The sequence below is a fragment of the Prosthecobacter debontii genome (genome assembly GCF_900167535.1).
Classification (GTDB): domain Bacteria; phylum Verrucomicrobiota; class Verrucomicrobiia; order Verrucomicrobiales; family Verrucomicrobiaceae; genus Prosthecobacter; species Prosthecobacter debontii.
Map to the genome: position 1 here is coordinate 415,205 of NZ_FUYE01000002.1, position 15,716 is coordinate 430,920.

Genomic DNA, 15,716 nt, shown 5'->3' on the forward strand with positions numbered 1-15,716 from the left:
ACGCTCGCAATGGCAAGATGCGGCCTTGAAGTTCTCGCTCCCCTGAACGGAAACCAACCGTGCAGGCAACTTTCGCAACGAAGAGCCAACGCTTTGATCTTCAGGGTTGTCATAACCGTTAAAGTCCCGTAATTTTCCATAACGAGCCACGTCTCTACATGATTCACGATCCTGCTCCGGACCACGGTGGGCCTGCCCTTTTGGGAGACTCAGGGAGACGCCGTTTCTCTTTTTCCAAGAAAAGCCAGGAGGGTGATGCCAATCGGATTGGCCTTTTGCCCACTGAAGGCTGGCGAAGAAGAAATCTCCAGTTTTTGGGTGAGATTTTACTCCCTACCCTGCTCTCTCCACGGAAGCCTGGCCGTTTGGTGCAGGGGGTGCCGCTGGTGCAATCCGAGGAAATCGGAGTGACTTGGCTCGGCCATGCTGGGTTTTACGTCCAGCTTTCCGGTGTCAATATCCTGGTGGACCCCAACTGGGCTCTCTGGCATGGCCCTATCAAAAGGCTTCGTCATCCCAGCGTCTGGGCCAGTGATTTACCCCCCATCGATCTTGTCTTGGTGACACACGCTCACTACGACCACCTTCACCTGCCGAGTCTGCGACGAGTCGCACGCGGTCAAACGATTGTGGTTCCTAAGGGAGTGGGGAACATCGTTAAAAAGGCGGGGTTTGGAAAAATTGTGGAATTGGAGACTTGGCAAAAGACTTCTTTTCGAGACTTGGAGATCACCCTGACACCCGCGCGACATTGGGGTGCACGGATGATTCATGACACGCACCGCGGATTCGGAGGCTTCTTGATCACTTCATCCCAGCGGAGCGTTTTTCATTGCGGTGACAGCAGCATGTTTGACGGTTTTCAGGAGATCGGTAGACGGGCAGATATCGACCTCGCTTTGATGCCCATCGGAGCTTATTTGGCCCCCAGTGGCCGTCCTGTGCATATGAATCCTGAAGAAGCACTGGATGCCTTTGCCATGCTCGGTGCTCAGCAGATGATTCCGATGCATCACGATACCTTCCCACTCGGAGGAGAGCCTATCCATGAGCCGGCCGAACGATTAGCCCGCGCCGTCATCGAGCGTCAGATCGAAGATCGTGTCCGCATCCTCCATGAGGGAGAGTCTTCACTTTATTAGTGCGGATGCGATCGTTTTCCCTGTTTGGCTGGGGCTTGAAGACGATGGTGAGTTAATGCATGATTCCTCTCTATGACGCCCTGCCTCACGCTCATCGCCGCGATCTCGGCGGATGGCTTTATTTCCACAGGTAAGGGCGTCCCTTGGGATTTACCCAAAGACCGGGAGCACTTTCGTGCTTACTGCCATGGAAAGTGGCTGTTGTTAGGCCGCAACACGTATGAAGAAATGCTCGGTTGGTTCTCCGACCATCACCCCCTGATTCTCAGTCACAACGCTAAATTTCTTCCATTCATCGGGGAGAAGATTCAGACCGTGGAAGAAGCTTTACAACTTACCGCGCTGGCCCATCAGGGTGAACTCGTGGTGTGTGGAGGCGGGGGAGCCTTTCAAGCAGCCATGCCTGCCGCCGATCGATTGGTCATTACGCATGTCGATCATCTCCTCGGTGGCGGAGTGGCCTTTCCTGCTTTTAGCCAACAGGACTGGGAACCGGTCTCTCGAGAAACCCATGATCGGGACGACTTCCACGCTTACAGTTTCGCCATTGTGACTTACCAACGTGTCCGTCACTATCGGGATGCTGCCTGAAGAATATCCAATTTGCCCTCATGCCTCGATTGGCCATGAAACTGCCCTGTCTTCCTCTCATTCTCAGCGTTTGGCTGGTTGGGGTAGGGTTAGGTTTTGGACAAAATTTCCCCGCTGCCCCTAGCACGGGACTTCGTGATGATACCCGAGCGCTGCCTGAAAGCGCACGCCATCTTTTGATTTCAGAGATCTCTGCGGCACGCCAGGCTGTCGGTTGTGATATCTGGCTCTCGGCGAGCACCTTCCTACCTCCAGGGGAAGATATCCGTCGTTATGCGAAGGAGTTGCGTCAAAACTGGAGCCCTTCCCGAGATTCAGTCCTCTTAGCTTACGACCGCGCCAGCGACAGCCATGTCTTGTCATTCTCACCCGGCCTTTGGCAGCGCTATCCCAGCGTGCAGATTGTGACGATCCTCCAGCAAATCAGTCGGCTGATGAATCAAAAAGACCGTCCCTTGGATACGCGGCTCAACGCGAGTATGAAGGCGCTGCTGAGACATCTTCGCCTCCTGGAAAAGCAGCGGCAGCAATCAGCAACCCTTCTCCATCGGCAGGACTTCCGCCTCGGCCAAGTTTATAGCGTTGCCCTCGCGTGTGGAGCTTTAGCGCTGGCCCTCATGGCCATGATTCTCCGTCGCAAGGATGTGATCGCCGCTCACCAACTCTTTTTTCCAAGAGCCCAGGTAGGCATTCGCTTCGGAGCTCCCCATGGCGGCGGAGTCACCACTGAAAAAAGCCTCTCTTGAGCGAAGAAAGGCGAGAACCTTTCAATCCTCATCTTCGGCACTGTCACTCTGAGACGGCAGGGGAATACCGAGCTTTTCCAGCACTTTTTCCACACTCAGCACGTGCTTCAGGGGTAGTTTTTTCCGCTGATATTTCCGGAACAAAACATCATGGAGCTTCAGCCAAAGCTCAGGGGTAGACGGCAAGGGCCCCCACGCCTCCTGATCTGGGTGAGCGAGGCGAAAAGTCCACTCACGGGAGTTCCAATAGGCGCGGATGTATTGTTTCCGCCCATCTTCCAGCCGTTCATGCCACTCATGGATTTGGTTTTTGGTCATTGAGAGCGCTCAGGATGCGCTAGTATCGCCACCATGCAAGCTGCTGCCGCATCGCGCCCCCCATCCTCTGCTCTGCCGAAACTCGTTCTTTACCTCGCGAGTGTCATGCTGGGGGGGGCTCTCTTAGCACCACTCCTTTTTGATTTGGGGCAATGGACCAGGGGTTGGCTGGCGGATAGCAGCGGCGGGATTGGTGCCTGGCTGCTTTCAGAAATCAAGCGCGCCCACTTCACGCGCTACTTCAATCGTGCGGTTCTACTGTGCGCCATCGTTTTCATCTGGCCCTTTCTACGTTGGGTGAAAATAGATCGGAGCCTGTTGCCCGTCTGGAAGCCCCTCTCTGTAGGCTTCAAACAATGGACGATCGGTTTCCTTCTCGCTGCTGGGCTGCTCCTCGTTCTCGGCTTCATCTTCCTCCAAATGGGGGCCTATGGGCTGCGTCCCCGTCCCGGATGGTGGAAATTCAGTGAACCGATCACCGCTGCACTCGGAGCAGGCATCATCGAAGAGTTTTTCTTTCGAGGCTTATTGCTCGGGCTGCTGCTACGAACCATGTCTAGCCGCAGCGCGTTGACGGCTTGCACGTTCGTGTTTGCCACGGTGCATTTTCTCAAACCCCCAGAAGGATGGCAGATCACCGATGCTGAGGTGGATTGGACCAGTGGATTTGTCGTTCTTCGTCAAATTGCCGCAGGCTTCGGCGACGTGGATTTCCTTTTGGCAGAATTTGCCACGCTCTTTGCCGTCGGCTGGGTGCTCGCTGCCGTGCGTCTTCACACCGGTGCCTTATGGGCAGGAATCGGTCTCCATGGAGGATGGATTTTTGGGCTGAAATATTTCAGTGCTCTCACGAGCTACCGAGATGGCTGGCTGCCCTGGATTGGCAACAACCTGAAAATTGGTCTCATGCCTCTCATCGTGGTACTCATCACGGGCTGGCTGGCGGTGAAACTCCTGCCCACAAATCATTTGCACCCGACCGGCGCTGACCGAACATAGCAGTCCTCTCTCCTTTGCCGGAGTGGCGGAATTGGTAGACGCGCCAGACTTAGGATCTGGTTGGGAAACTAGTGCAGGTTCGAGTCCTGTCTCCGGCACCATGATTGTCTCTTAAATGCAGGAGAGGAGGATGATGCGAAGGGCGCAGTTTCATGTTACATGATATGCCGCATCTCCCAATGGCTTTGATCCCTGTTCCGGCAAAAACACTTCCTGGATAGCAATGACCGAGGAAGCGTTGCAGGGTTAAAGACGACAATCCGTTAGACACCACAGGGGCGACGACGACGCAATATGGCGATCACGCCGAGAGTAGCCAAGATTAGGCTGCTCGGCTCTGGCACGGGAGCGATGGAGAAATTGGACACTTCCATGATGAATTGCGGATCACTATCGGTAAGCCCTCCCAAGAGGCTGGCATTGGCCGCCGTCTCAGTTTCAAACCGGAAACCCAAATCTCCCAGACCTGCGGGTGCATAAAACTGGAACTCGACAGGTTCAGGGGAGCCTCCCAGTGATAACAGCCCCAAGAGATTTAATGTGAGATCGGAATTCACATTCTCAATCGGGGTACCACCATTCAATAGTGTGAAATTGGCGGTCTCGAATAGGCCTAGATTCAAGACGTCACTGCCAACAGTGACGTCAAAGGTCACGGAGTACAGTACCCCCTGACTTAAATTGAGATTCGATACCGTGGCGGTCGAACTCCAAGCCCCCGCAGCACTAGCCCCCGCAACGTCGCTTGTTAAGGTTGGAATCACTCCAAACAGATCCGTTCCGAGAACAGTGGCATCTAATGATCGACCAAAAACCAAGGAGTCTCCAATTGTTGATGCATACGATGCGGCTTCAATATTAACGAGACCAAGAGTGCGGGTTTGAACTAAACCTGTCGCGGTGTGAGTCCATGTCACATCACCAGCACCAAGTGAAGACGAAGCAGAAGACCCTGTGACATTAACAACCACGTTGGAGGTCCCCCCCACAGGTGCGACAGTAAAGTCCGGATTAAAAAAGTCCGACGATGAAATCAGGCTTTGGGCCTGAAGCAGTGGAGCCGAGCTGACAGCAAGGAGTGTCGCAAGGCTGAGGAGGCGGGATCGGAAGCCAGCTCGAGTGGGTGGATGGATCGCATTCATAGAGAAGCTTTGGTTTTGCATAGTGGCTGTCATCACCACCACAAAACTATACCCCTAGACCATAAATAGATAACACACTTATCTGTAATTAATTTGTTAAGAAGTATTTAACAGAAACAATTTCACCGTTGATCTTAAACGTAAAATTAGCTTCCTATTTATATTTCTGTTATCACGCGTATTGCGTGATAAATTGCAATTTGCACGCGTAAAGCTTCTGTTTAAATATTTAAATTTTGACTTATTTAATCACCATCTAATCAGATTTTTTTGTATTACATAATATATATATCTTGGCTCATAAATTGCTGCCTTTAATGAATGCCCTGAATTGAGGGCGTATGGAAAAAATGATTTTTCCTCGTCAATGGTCTAAAAAGCGACCCTTCAAACTCCTTATGAAAAACAAAGACACCCATCACCGTTTAAGGTGACATCAGACCTTGAGTTGCTTATGAATGGTGAACTACCCGTCCAGGGGTGTTAGAGCACTGCTTGGGCGATCTCAGACCAAAGGCTGTCGATTTCCTTGGGACCACAGGAAGGCTTTTTAGCCCTGCTGAACCAGTAGTCGGCATTCCATTGATCCCCCTCGATCACATGCAGAAGGGCATGAATCCACGAACCCATGGGGGTATGGATGTCCTGCGCAATATTGTGCGCTTCTTCCCAGCCATCGTGCTTCGCATACCATAGCGCTTCAGCCTCAGGGCTCAGGCCAGAGGGCAAGACGTTTGCGGCAGCGAGTTCGGCAGGGGTCATGCAGGCAGCATTCCAAGAAACGGACACCCCGCAAATGCAAAGAACCCAGACCTGCAAGCAAGTCTGGGTTCTAAAAAACACGCACTTAATGTGAAGATCAATCTTCCGGCATCGGACGCCCTTTTGTCTCAGGCATGAACATCAAGGCGATCAAGCCAATGACGAAGATGACGCTCATGTAGGAGCAGGCATTGCGGAAAGCCTCCAACTTGGCTTCAGGTGTGGTAGCGCCTGCTTTCAATGCCGCCTGCAAGCTCCCCAATGTGAAGGGGCCACTTGCGGCCACAAAACGTCCGACATTGTAACAGAAGCTGGTGCCCGTGCTGCGCAGACTCGTCGGGAAAAGCTCAGGCAGATAGATGGCAAAACCTGCAAAGAGAGCCAACTGGCAGCCTCCCATGATTGCACTCATCCAGATATCTCCACGACCGTTGAAGAGCTGGAAATAGCCGACCGTGGACACCAAGGCAGCGACATAAGCCCAAGCGAAGGCTTTTTTGCGGCCCAGACTCTGTGCAAACTTAGTGAACAGCAGCATCCCAAAGAAAGCTCCAATATTCTGAACGATCGAGTTCACCCCAATCCAGAAGGTCTTTTCTCCAACAATCTTATCCGCCGCCACGCCTTTGGCTTCCAAAGAGCGCTGGATCACATCTCCCACCAATTCAGGGCTGAAGAATCCGATGCCCCAGAGACCAATGACACCAGCGACGCACAAAAGCATCCCAAGCAGCGCATTCTTCCGCCAGCGGACATCCCCCAGAAGAGCCGAGTAAGAGCCAAACTTCACCCCAGCAGCCTTACCCGCTTCGCGAGCCCTGACCCATTTTTCAGGTTCTTTGAGGCGGATTTGGATGAAGACGCAAAGGAAGGCCGGCAGGGCACCGACCAGGAACATGTATTTCCAGGCTGTTCCAGGCTCGATGGCTTTTGAGCTTTCAAGAGAGCCCATGTACATGCTCACCAGTCCAGCCGTCACATTACCTACAGCCGAGAGTGCTTGTAGAGTCCCCAGTGCCCCCGTGCGAGAACGGTCAGGAAGGGTGTCCGCGACCAATGCCACCGCAAGGCCGAAAACACCGCCGACGCCAAGACCTGTCATAAAGCGGTAGGTGGCAAAATCCACCCATCCTTTCGAAAACGCCGACAAACCGGTGCATACGGAGTAAATTAGAACCGTCAGCGTCAGTGTTTTGGCACGGCCGATACGATCACCGACAGAACCGAAAATAAGTCCCCCAGTGGCCCAGCCTGCCACAAAGATGGAAGTCGCATAACCACCGTATTTGATCGCATCCGATCCTTCAGGCAGCAGTGCCTTCATGGCAGAGTTACGCGCCAGCAGGAAAAGCTGCTGATCAAGGCAGTCAAAAAGCCATGCCAACGAGGCAACGATGAAGACGAACCAATGATAGGAGGTCAGGTGTTTGTACCACGGGGCGTTGTCGTCAAGGGGGAGGGCAGATTGGCTCATGGGCGCGCAGGGTGAAACACGCATACGGGCGTGGCAATCAGGAATTTTCTTTGCATGTGCATCCTGATGAACCCCGACTTTGGTCTGCGGATGATCCCTGACCGAAAAAAACCCGCCTCGAACGAAAAACCGTCAGAGGCGGGAAATGCAGAAGGGACTTAGCCAAATACCCAGCTCTTATTTGCCCAACACCTTTTTCAATTCAGCGATGCACTTCTCATTCTGGGGCATCGTACCAATGGAAATGCGCACCCACTCAGGAAGCTTGTAGGCAGCCATGGCTCGCAGAATGATTCCACGCTCCATCATGGCTTTGAAGACGGCATTACCGTCCCCCACCTTGACCAAAACAAAGTTGGCGTAGCTCGGGATAAAATCCAAGCCCATCGCCGCGAATTGAGCCTGGAGATAGGCCCGGCCCTCATCGGTGATCGCCTTCGTTTTGTCTTGGTGGTCTTGGTCCAGCAAGCCCGCCAGAGCACCCGCCTGAGCGATGGCGTTGATGTTGAAAGGCTGGCGTGTGCGTTGAAGCACATCGATCAGCTCCTTGTTACCAATGCCGTAACCAACTCGCACTCCGGCCAGCCCTTGGATCTTAGAGAAGGTGCGGAGAACCACTACATTACGCCCTTCGCGCACGTATTTAAGCGTGTTTGGGGGATTGTCGAGGAACTCATAATACGCCTCGTCAAACACCACCGTGACATGCGCAGGAACCTTATCCATGAAGCGATCAATGGCTTCTTGTGAAACCAAGGTGCCGGTCGGGTTGTTGGGGTTGGCGATGAAAATTTCTTTTGTGCGAGGCGTCACCGCCGCAGCCATGGCGTCCAGATCGTGAACGTACCCAGGATCATCCACTTCGATGGTCTCGGCTCCGAAAACCTTGGCCATGAGCTTGTACACCAAGAAAGCATGCTTCGCGGTGATGATGTTGTCCCCGGGCTGGAGGAAAGCATGGCCGATGAACTCGATGATCTCATTGCTGCCACACCCGATGATGATGTTGCTCATCTCCAGGCCAAATTTCTCGGCCAAAGCCTGCCGAAGACGATAGGAAGCACCGTCGGGATAGATATTCACCTCCTTCACCGCAGCCTCCATGGCAGCAATCGCCTTGGGCGAGGGACCTAGCGGATTTTCGTTGGAAGCCATCTTGATGATTTCTTCCGGCTTCAATCCTAACTCCCGGGCCACATCCTCGATGGGCTTTCCTGGTTCATAGGCGACGAGGTCTTTAAGCTGTGGATTGGCGTAATTCCAGATGGACATGGCTGTGCGGTCGGAAAAGGGGAGAAAATCCTTTCGTCTGGAAAGCCACCGCTGGCAAGTCTCCACTCGCCACGACGCAGCTTGACGTTTCACCCTGGCTCCTTGAGGCTTGGGCATGCGCAATCCTGACCGCACCCACACCATGGCCGTTTTTTGTGACTTCGAGAACTTGGCCATCGGCGTTCGGGAGGCCAAGTATGACAAGTTTGACATGAATAAGGTGCTCGAACGCCTCTTGGTCAAAGGCAGCATCGTGGTCAAAAAAGCCTACTGCGACTGGGAGCGGTATCGCGAATTTAAGAAGGCCATGCACGAAGCCGCCTTCGAGCTGATCGAGATCCCTCATCTGCGTATGTCGGGCAAAAACAGCGCGGATATCCGCATGGTGGTGGATGCTCTGGATCTCTGCTACACCAAAGCCCACGTGGACACCTTCGTCGTGGTCAGTGGCGACTCGGATTTCTCGCCCCTGGTCAGTAAACTACGGGAAAACAACAAAACCGTGATCGGGGTCGGTGTCAAAAACTCCACCAGCGACCTATTCATCGGCAATTGTGACGAGTTCATCTTTTACGATGATCTGGTGCGGGAGCAACAAAAGCGCCGCAATACACGCCTGCCGAAGAATCCAGCGCCCTCCAGCGAAACCAAGAAAGATACCCCCAAACCGGAACCTCGGAACAACGGGCGCGCCGCCACCAAAACCGCCTCTCCAGCCGAGGAGCCCATTGAATCTAAGCCCACTCCGGTCGCCTCCTCTCCTTCAGAAAATAAAACGGCAGGAGACCCCGAAAAAGCCATCGAAATGCTGATGGCCACGGTGGACGATCTGATCGGGGAACAAGGCGGCGACCAAGGCGTATGGGGCTGGAAAGTGAAGGAAACCCTGAAACGTCGTGTGCCCCAGTTCAGCGAACGTTTTCACGGTTTTCGCTCCTTCAATGCGCTCTTGGAAGCAGCCGGAAAACGCGGCTTGCTGGACTTGGTTTATGATGATCGCTCGGGTGGCTACCGCGTCCGCCCCGGAGCTGTGATTGAGGCAGCCGAGACAGAAGCCCTCGCCGAAGAGTGAGCCCAGCCTCGGGTTCACGAGGCCGCCGAAAAATTTTCTCGCCTTTCCGGCGGCAAATCTGTCTAATCGCTATGCTGGCAGGTTAATCGACCTGTCAGCATCATACATCATAACCAAACCACAAACGCACTCATAACCATGAAAAGAGCACTCCAACGAGGGTTCACCCTCATTGAACTCCTGGTGGTGATCACCATTATCGCGATTATCGCGAGCTTGGCGGTCCCTACTTACAACCTGATCACGGTCAAAGCCAACCAGATGAAAGGTTCCAGCAACTGCCGCCAAATCATCGGCTTGTTGCTCACCTACGCCGCCGATAACAATGGCCTGTATCCTGATTCTGTCACCAACCCCGTGACAGGCAGCGTGCCACTGACCTCCAACGACGCTTTCCGCGCGCTGGTTCAGGAAGGTCTCGTGCAGGATGAAACCATCTTCGGTTGCCCAGGCAGCCGTTTCATGCCGGACAAAAACATCGGCATTGCCCCAACCTTCGATCAGGCTCTGATCGCGGGTGAAAACCATTGGGCCATGACCCAGGGTCAATCCAACACGACCTCCAGCATCATGCCCATCGTGTTCGAAAACCCAGCCGCCGCAGGCTGGCCTCCTCAGTGGAACTGCGATGCCGCAGGTAAACCTGTCGCTGGCCGAGCATGGCCAGGCGGAACGATCATCATTGGCAAAAACGACGCCAGTGTGGAAACCGTCAAACTGATGTCTCAACAGGGTGCTTCGGTCGGGCCTCGTCTGCTTGGTAGCGGTATGGACATGTTCACCATGGCCAGCCCTAACCAGCCTCAGCAGATCCTGAACATCGTTCAGGCTGGCACCGGAAGCTACAGTGAGATTCCGGGTGCTGCCCCTGGTGGTTATCCACAGGCCCCTGGCTACGGCGCTCCTGCCGGCGGTGGTCTTCCAGCCCTTCCGGGTGCTGCGCCTACGGGTGGTCTGCCAGCCATGCCTGGCGCTCCACCTGCCGCCCCGGGGGGCGCTCTGCCCGCCCTGCCAGGTGCTCCTCAGCAGTAATCTAGTTGCCGAGTAACTGACTCATCAAGCGCCGCCCGGAGGAATCCGAGCGGCGTTTTTGTTGCTGCACATCTATGGAAACCCACTCTATGGTGAATGCCATGCACGCATCTGTGATCCTTGAGTGGCATTGGGGAACGATTTCTCTGGCCATCCTAACGCTGACAGTCAGCATCACCGCATTGCTGCATCTCCTGATTCATCATCGGGATCACCGGTCTGCAGGCTTCTGGTTCGCACTCATCGTCTTTTCCCCTCTCATCGGTGCCTGCCTTTACGGCTTGCTCGGCATTAATTTCGTGCGCCGCCGTGGGCAGCAATACCGTGGCAATATTGGGCCAGCCTACCACGAGCCCCTGCCTGACTTTCCCTCCTTTGCCGATACGGACCCCCTTCAGCTCGAAAGAGATGGATTACTGGCGATCACCCTGGATCGCATTTCTCGCTTTCATTTCAGTGAGAGCAACGACGTCACTCCTCTCGTCAACGGCGATGAAGCCATGCCCGCCATGCTGGAAGCGATTCGCCAGGCACAAACCAGCATCGCACTTTCCAGCTACATCTTTGAGGCAACCCACATTGGCGCGCAGTTCGTTGAAGCACTCACCGAGGCTCATCAACGAGGCGTGGAGGTGAGGGTAATGGTGGATGACGCAGGTACCCGCTATTCCTGGCCTCCAATCACCCGAGTCCTGCGCAAACGGGGTGTCCTGGTCCGGCGGTTCATGCCCAACCGCTTTGTCTTACGGTTACTGACCATGAACCTGCGGAATCACAAAAAAATCCTCGTTGTGGATGGTTTCATCGGTTTCACCGGAGGCATGAACATTCGAGAGGGCAACATGCTAGCAAGGAATCCTGCCCATCCCGTGCAAGACTTGCATTTCAAAATTATCGGGCCCGTCGTCGCCCAAATGCAGGGGGTCTTTGCTGAGGACTGGCAGTTCTGTGCCGGAGAAATTTTGGAAGGACCTGCTTGGTTCCCCCCTATCGAGCCTGCGGGTAAAACCCATGTATTGGGGATCGTGGATGGACCTGATGAAGACCTCGAAGTCATGCCTGTGGCTCTATTTGCAGCCTTGAGCGCGGCGACAGACCGCGTCTGCGTGATGACACCTTATTTCCTCCCGACGGTCATTCTCATGGCTGCTTTAAAACTCTGCGCGACTCGAGGAGTCAAGGTCACCATCGTGACGCCAGCCAAAAACAACATCCCCGTCGTCTCTTGGGCAGCGCGCACCCTTTATGCCGAGCTTTTAGAAGCAGGTTGCCACATTTATGAATCCCCGGGGCCATTCGATCATTCCAAAATGCTGCTGATCGATGGAACCTGGAGCTGCATCGGCTCGACCAATTGGGATCCACGCAGCCTTCGGCTGAATTTTGAATTCAATCTCGCTTGCCGCTGCCACACTCTGAATGCTCAGCTGGCCAGCATCTTTGAGGCTAAGAAGCAAGCCAGCCAGGAAATCACATTGGATGCTTTAAAAGACACTTCCACGAGCATTCGCCTGAGGAATGGACTGGCACGACTTTTTATTCCAGTGCTCTAACAGACTCATCGAGCGATGATCCCCTGGTGAGAATCGATGACCAGCTATGAGGTCGAGAGCCCTACCGTTCACGGATGATACCTGCCAACCATGAAAAGACGTTTACCCCTGCTCGCGGTCCTTGCTCTGGCTTGCACCTCTCTCTTTAGCGTTGAACCCGTCTTGGTCAAAACGGATTTGTTTGAGGCCAGAAAGGATGGTTATGCGCTCTATCGCATCCCGGGCATCATCGTGACCAAGAGGGGCACGGTATTGGCCTACTGTGAAGCGCGAAAAAACGATAAGGGAGACTGGGGACCCATTGACATTGTGATGCGGCGCAGCACCGACGGAGCTCAAACCTGGCTTCCACGGCAAACTGTCGTTCATATGGAGGGAGATCTCCCGGTGAATCCGGTCGCAGCGGCCCAAAATCTCGACAAACCAGGCGATAACACCGTGAACAACCCCGTCGCATTCGCGGATCGCAACGGCTCCGTTCACATGCTTTACTGCCTGGAATACAATCACTGCTATTACATTCGCAGCGATGATGACGGAGTGACTTGGACGCAGCCGGTGGATATCACCGCTACCTTTGAAAAATTTCGTCCCGAATACGACTGGAAGGTCATCGCCACAGGTCCAGCTCACGGCATTCAGCTCCGCACAGGGCGGCTGATTGTGCCTATCTGGATGTCTCTCGGCACCGGAGGGCACGCCCACCGCCCCTCTGTGACTTCCACCATCTTCAGTGATGACCATGGCTTGACTTGGCAGCGCGGTGACATTGCCATTCCAGATACGCCTGAGTGGGTCTATCCAAATGAAACCTGCATTTTGGAGACGCTGGTTGGCACCGTCATGATCAATACGCGCACCGAGTCCAAAACACATCGCAGGCTGATCAATCTAAGTCGTGACGGCGGTCAAACCTGGGCTAAACCGCGCTTTGACCAAGGCCTGCTGGAGCCCATCTGCATGGGAAGCATTGTTCGTTATTCCATGCGGCCCGCCGCCGATAAAAACCGCATCCTCTTTGCCAACCCGCACAACCTGGAACGCCTTGATGGCAAAGCCCAAGAAGGGAAATCCCGTGACCGGTGCAATCTCTCCGTCAAACTCAGCTTCGATGAAGGCAAAACCTGGAAGTTTAACAAGACTTTGGAAGCGGGTTACGGCGGTTACAGCGATTTAGCCGTCCTCCCGAATGGTGACGCGCTCTGTCTTTACGAGCGCGGTGATGATAGCGGTCTGGCCGTGAAAAAATCGACAAATTACACGCATCTAACCGTCGCCCGATTCAATTTGGAGTGGCTCAGCAACGGTAAAGACTCCCTGAAAGGTCCCTTGGACGGCAAGATGAGTTTTGGGACTCAGCGGGATGACTTTGAGGTGGCTGGAGTCGAGGCATTCGTCTTGCATCCGACTCAACCGGCACCCAATGGGGCCCGCCCGTGGGTCTGGTATGCCCCCACCATTGGTAATAATCCCAGCGCAAGCAATGCATGGCTGATCTCTCGGCTGCTTGAACGTGGTTTTTACGTCGACGGCATCTATGTGGGGGAAACTTTCGCCAATCCCAAGAGCCGGGAGCAATTCGCCACCTTTTACCATCATTTACGCGAAAAATACAAACTCGCACCTCAAGTGGGCCTTATCGCACAGAGTCGCGGCGGGCTGAATCACTACAATCTGGCCGCCGATCATCCCGAGTGGGTCAATTGCATTGCCGGGATCTACACCGTCTGTGACATCCGCAGCTATCCCGGCCTAGAGCGCGCAGCTCCATCTTATGGCCTCACACAGGAACAACTGAACGCGCAAATTTCCCAGCATACCCCCATCGAAAGACTGGCCCCCATCGCCGCGGCTCACATCCCCATTCTACACATCCATGGGGATGCGGACAAGGTGGTGCCCATTGAAGCCAATAGCGCAGCCTTAGCTGAAAAATACAAAGCTCTCGGTGGAGCGATGGAATTGGTCATTGTTCCCGGCAAGGGTCACGAGTTCGATCCTGGCTTTTTCGAGTCTGAAAAGATGCTGAATTTCATCGTGAAACACGGGCTGGGGGACTAGCCGGGGCGGGCGGATTCTAACAACATTCGTTCCAGGGTTGTCAAAACGACCAACTTGCTCTAGCCTTCGCGCCCCTCCGGCCTGGGCGCTTTGCCAGCCGCCATGTCGGACAGGACTTTTCGAGCCTCGTCTTTCAAGCCATGAACATCAACGTCGAACACCAGCCTAACTGCCGCGCTGTCGCGCACATCCGCGTGCCAGCCGAAGAAGTCGCTAAACAGCGCTCCGCCATCACGTCCTATTTCGCCAGCCAAGTGCGCCTGCCAGGCTTCCGTCCAGGCAAAGCCCCCGCCGCAGCGGTCATCAAGCGCTTCGGCGACGACATCCAGAGCGAACTTGAAAAGCAGCTCATCAACGACGGTCTCCGCACCGCCATCAAGAATGAGGGCCTGGAAGTCCTGAACATCCTGTCCGTGACCGATAAAATCCATCACGACACCGACAAGAGCTTCAGCTTCAGCGCTGAAATGAGCTTGGCTCCGAAATTCGAGCTGCCTGACTACAAAGGCATCCCGGTGAAGCTTCCACGCATCGAAGTGTCTGATGCCGATGTGGATCACGACATCCTCCACCTGCGCGAGCGCTATGCCACCTTCTCCGATGTGGAGCGCCCTGCTGCCAATGGCGACGCCGTCGTCCTGGGTTTCACCTCGACTCTGGAAGGTCAGCCTCTGGCCGAAGCCATGCCGGAAGCCCCTGAGCACCTGAAGCAAATCGAAGAAAACTGGTTCCTCTTGGACACCGAGGAAGACTTCCTCCCAGGTTTCTATGCAGGCCTCGTGGGCATTTCCAAAGACGAGCAGCGCACCCTTTCCATTGCTCTCCCAGAAGACTTCCAGTTCGAAGCTCTGCGCGGTAAGACCCTCGAACTCGCCGTGACCTGCAAGGGTGTGAAAGACAAGGTCGTGCCTGCACTCGATGCGGACTTCATCCAGAAAATCGGTGGTGGAGACATGACCGAAGAAACATTGCGCGAAGAAGTCAAAGAAGCCGTCCGCCGCCGCCGTGAACAGGCTCGCGAAAGCGCCAAGAGCAACCAAGTCATCGCCCACATCTTCGAGAAAGTGGAGTTCGACCTTCCTCAGGAAATCGTCAATCGCGAGGCTCAGCGCCGCACGAACGACATCGCCATGCGCGCCATGCAGCAGGGCATCTCCCAAGACGAGTTGGTGAAGCAGCAGGATGAAATCCTGAGCAATGCCACCAATCAGGCCAAGCAGAGCGTCAAAGTCAGCTTCATCCTGGAGCAAGTGGCGAAGAAAGAAGGCCTCAGCATCAGCGATGAACAACTGACCTACGCCTTGGCTAACATGGCCGCCCGCCAGAAAAAGCCTGTGAAGAAATTCATGAGCGAAGCCCAGAAGAACGGCATGATCGAGCGCATGCGCGACGATCTCCTTCTCGAAAGCGCCCTTCAATTCCTGAAGGACAACGCCCAGGTGGAAGAAACCGATCCAGAGCCTGAGCACTGCGATACGCACTCCCCTGCCCCTGCTGCTGCTTAATTGATGCAGCCAAATCCTTGATCAAAGACGAAACAGCGTCGGCCATC

14 protein-coding genes and 1 tRNA gene are annotated in these 15,716 nt (G+C 54.5%); 10 read left to right on the forward strand and 5 right to left on the reverse strand.

What is annotated here, in order from left to right:
* Nucleotides 1-158: 158 nt before the first annotated feature.
* The 3 genes from B5D61_RS04105 to B5D61_RS04115 all read left to right on the forward strand — a co-directional run bounded on the left by B5D61_RS04105 (nucleotide 159) and on the right by B5D61_RS04115 (nucleotide 2,479).
* Nucleotides 159-1,142, forward strand: coding sequence for an MBL fold metallo-hydrolase (locus B5D61_RS04105; protein WP_078812024.1), 984 nt, complete (start codon nucleotides 159-161; stop codon nucleotides 1,140-1,142).
* Between the two features lie 72 nt (nucleotides 1,143-1,214).
* On the forward strand, nucleotides 1,215-1,733 hold the full coding sequence (locus B5D61_RS04110) for a dihydrofolate reductase (RefSeq protein WP_078812025.1): 519 nt from the start codon (nucleotides 1,215-1,217) through the stop codon (nucleotides 1,731-1,733).
* Nucleotides 1,734-1,753: 20 nt separating this feature from the next.
* Nucleotides 1,754-2,479 carry a hypothetical protein gene (locus B5D61_RS04115; RefSeq protein WP_078812026.1) on the forward strand — a complete coding sequence of 242 codons (726 nt, stop codon included), beginning with the start codon at nucleotides 1,754-1,756 and terminating at the stop codon, nucleotides 2,477-2,479.
* Between the two features lie 21 nt (nucleotides 2,480-2,500).
* Here the strand turns inward: B5D61_RS04115 and B5D61_RS04120 are convergent, their stop codons facing one another.
* Nucleotides 2,501-2,797 (reverse strand): hypothetical protein, encoded by a 297-nt coding sequence (locus B5D61_RS04120; protein WP_078812027.1) that lies wholly within the window; start codon nucleotides 2,795-2,797, stop codon nucleotides 2,501-2,503.
* Between the two features lie 33 nt (nucleotides 2,798-2,830).
* Here B5D61_RS04120 and B5D61_RS04125 point away from each other — a divergent pair, with 33 nt between their 5' ends.
* Nucleotides 2,831-3,796: a CPBP family glutamic-type intramembrane protease gene (locus tag B5D61_RS04125; RefSeq protein ID WP_078812028.1), complete on the forward strand. Its 966-nt coding sequence runs from the start codon at nucleotides 2,831-2,833 to the stop codon at nucleotides 3,794-3,796.
* A gap of 16 nt (nucleotides 3,797-3,812) precedes the next feature.
* Nucleotides 3,813-3,897: transfer RNA gene (locus B5D61_RS04130), tRNA-Leu, on the forward strand.
* 162 nt (nucleotides 3,898-4,059) lie between these two features.
* Here B5D61_RS04130 and B5D61_RS04135 read toward each other — a convergent pair.
* The 4 genes from B5D61_RS04135 to hisC all read right to left on the reverse strand — a co-directional run bounded on the left by B5D61_RS04135 (nucleotide 4,060) and on the right by hisC (nucleotide 8,446).
* Nucleotides 4,060-4,959, reverse strand: a complete 900-nt coding sequence (locus tag B5D61_RS04135; RefSeq protein ID WP_176159212.1) for a PEP-CTERM sorting domain-containing protein — start codon at nucleotides 4,957-4,959, stop codon at nucleotides 4,060-4,062.
* 462 nt (nucleotides 4,960-5,421) lie between these two features.
* Complete coding sequence (locus B5D61_RS04140) at nucleotides 5,422-5,700, reverse strand: hypothetical protein (RefSeq protein ID WP_078812030.1); 279 nt, start codon at nucleotides 5,698-5,700, stop codon at nucleotides 5,422-5,424.
* A gap of 97 nt (nucleotides 5,701-5,797) precedes the next feature.
* Nucleotides 5,798-7,174, reverse strand: coding sequence for an MFS transporter (locus B5D61_RS04145; protein WP_078812031.1), 1,377 nt, complete (start codon nucleotides 7,172-7,174; stop codon nucleotides 5,798-5,800).
* Between the two features lie 177 nt (nucleotides 7,175-7,351).
* A complete protein-coding gene (gene hisC / locus B5D61_RS04150; RefSeq protein ID WP_078812032.1) occupies nucleotides 7,352-8,446 on the reverse strand; it encodes a histidinol-phosphate transaminase in 1,095 nt (364 codons plus the stop codon).
* 115 nt (nucleotides 8,447-8,561) lie between these two features.
* Between hisC and B5D61_RS04155 the strand changes: the two genes are divergently transcribed.
* The 5 genes from B5D61_RS04155 (at nucleotide 8,562) to tig (ending at nucleotide 15,669) form a co-directional block, all read left to right on the forward strand.
* Nucleotides 8,562-9,518: an NYN domain-containing protein gene (locus tag B5D61_RS04155; RefSeq protein ID WP_078812033.1), complete on the forward strand. Its 957-nt coding sequence runs from the start codon at nucleotides 8,562-8,564 to the stop codon at nucleotides 9,516-9,518.
* 138 nt (nucleotides 9,519-9,656) lie between these two features.
* Nucleotides 9,657-10,550 carry a prepilin-type N-terminal cleavage/methylation domain-containing protein gene (locus tag B5D61_RS26100; RefSeq protein WP_078812034.1) on the forward strand — a complete coding sequence of 298 codons (894 nt, stop codon included), beginning with the start codon at nucleotides 9,657-9,659 and terminating at the stop codon, nucleotides 10,548-10,550.
* 74 nt (nucleotides 10,551-10,624) lie between these two features.
* Nucleotides 10,625-12,103: a cardiolipin synthase gene (cls, locus tag B5D61_RS04165; RefSeq protein ID WP_078812035.1), complete on the forward strand. Its 1,479-nt coding sequence runs from the start codon at nucleotides 10,625-10,627 to the stop codon at nucleotides 12,101-12,103.
* Nucleotides 12,104-12,193: 90 nt separating this feature from the next.
* Nucleotides 12,194-14,164 carry an exo-alpha-sialidase gene (locus B5D61_RS04170; RefSeq protein ID WP_078812036.1) on the forward strand — a complete coding sequence of 657 codons (1,971 nt, stop codon included), beginning with the start codon at nucleotides 12,194-12,196 and terminating at the stop codon, nucleotides 14,162-14,164.
* 140 nt (nucleotides 14,165-14,304) lie between these two features.
* Nucleotides 14,305-15,669 (forward strand): trigger factor, encoded by a 1,365-nt coding sequence (tig, locus tag B5D61_RS04175; protein ID WP_078812037.1) that lies wholly within the window; start codon nucleotides 14,305-14,307, stop codon nucleotides 15,667-15,669.
* Nucleotides 15,670-15,716: the final 47 nt, after the last annotated feature.

Excerpts from the sequence above, each read along its gene's own strand:
- B5D61_RS04105 (WP_078812024.1), top strand. The coding sequence starts at position 159 with ATGATTCACGATCCTGCTCCGGACCACGGTGGGCCTGCCCTTTTGGGA.
- B5D61_RS04110 (WP_078812025.1), top strand. The coding sequence starts at position 1,215 with ATGACGCCCTGCCTCACGCTCATCGCCGCGATCTCGGCGGATGGCTTT.
- B5D61_RS04115 (WP_078812026.1), top strand. The coding sequence starts at position 1,754 with ATGCCTCGATTGGCCATGAAACTGCCCTGTCTTCCTCTCATTCTCAGC.
- B5D61_RS04120 (WP_078812027.1), bottom strand. The coding sequence starts at position 2,797 with ATGACCAAAAACCAAATCCATGAGTGGCATGAACGGCTGGAAGATGGG.
- B5D61_RS04125 (WP_078812028.1), top strand. The coding sequence starts at position 2,831 with ATGCAAGCTGCTGCCGCATCGCGCCCCCCATCCTCTGCTCTGCCGAAA.
- B5D61_RS04135 (WP_176159212.1), bottom strand. The coding sequence starts at position 4,959 with ATGCAAAACCAAAGCTTCTCTATGAATGCGATCCATCCACCCACTCGA.
- B5D61_RS04140 (WP_078812030.1), bottom strand. The coding sequence starts at position 5,700 with ATGACCCCTGCCGAACTCGCTGCCGCAAACGTCTTGCCCTCTGGCCTG.
- B5D61_RS04145 (WP_078812031.1), bottom strand. The coding sequence starts at position 7,174 with ATGAGCCAATCTGCCCTCCCCCTTGACGACAACGCCCCGTGGTACAAA.
- hisC (WP_078812032.1), bottom strand. The coding sequence starts at position 8,446 with ATGTCCATCTGGAATTACGCCAATCCACAGCTTAAAGACCTCGTCGCC.
- B5D61_RS04155 (WP_078812033.1), top strand. The coding sequence starts at position 8,562 with ATGCGCAATCCTGACCGCACCCACACCATGGCCGTTTTTTGTGACTTC.
- B5D61_RS26100 (WP_078812034.1), top strand. The coding sequence starts at position 9,657 with ATGAAAAGAGCACTCCAACGAGGGTTCACCCTCATTGAACTCCTGGTG.
- cls (WP_078812035.1), top strand. The coding sequence starts at position 10,625 with ATGGAAACCCACTCTATGGTGAATGCCATGCACGCATCTGTGATCCTT.
- B5D61_RS04170 (WP_078812036.1), top strand. The coding sequence starts at position 12,194 with ATGAAAAGACGTTTACCCCTGCTCGCGGTCCTTGCTCTGGCTTGCACC.
- tig (WP_078812037.1), top strand. The coding sequence starts at position 14,305 with ATGAACATCAACGTCGAACACCAGCCTAACTGCCGCGCTGTCGCGCAC.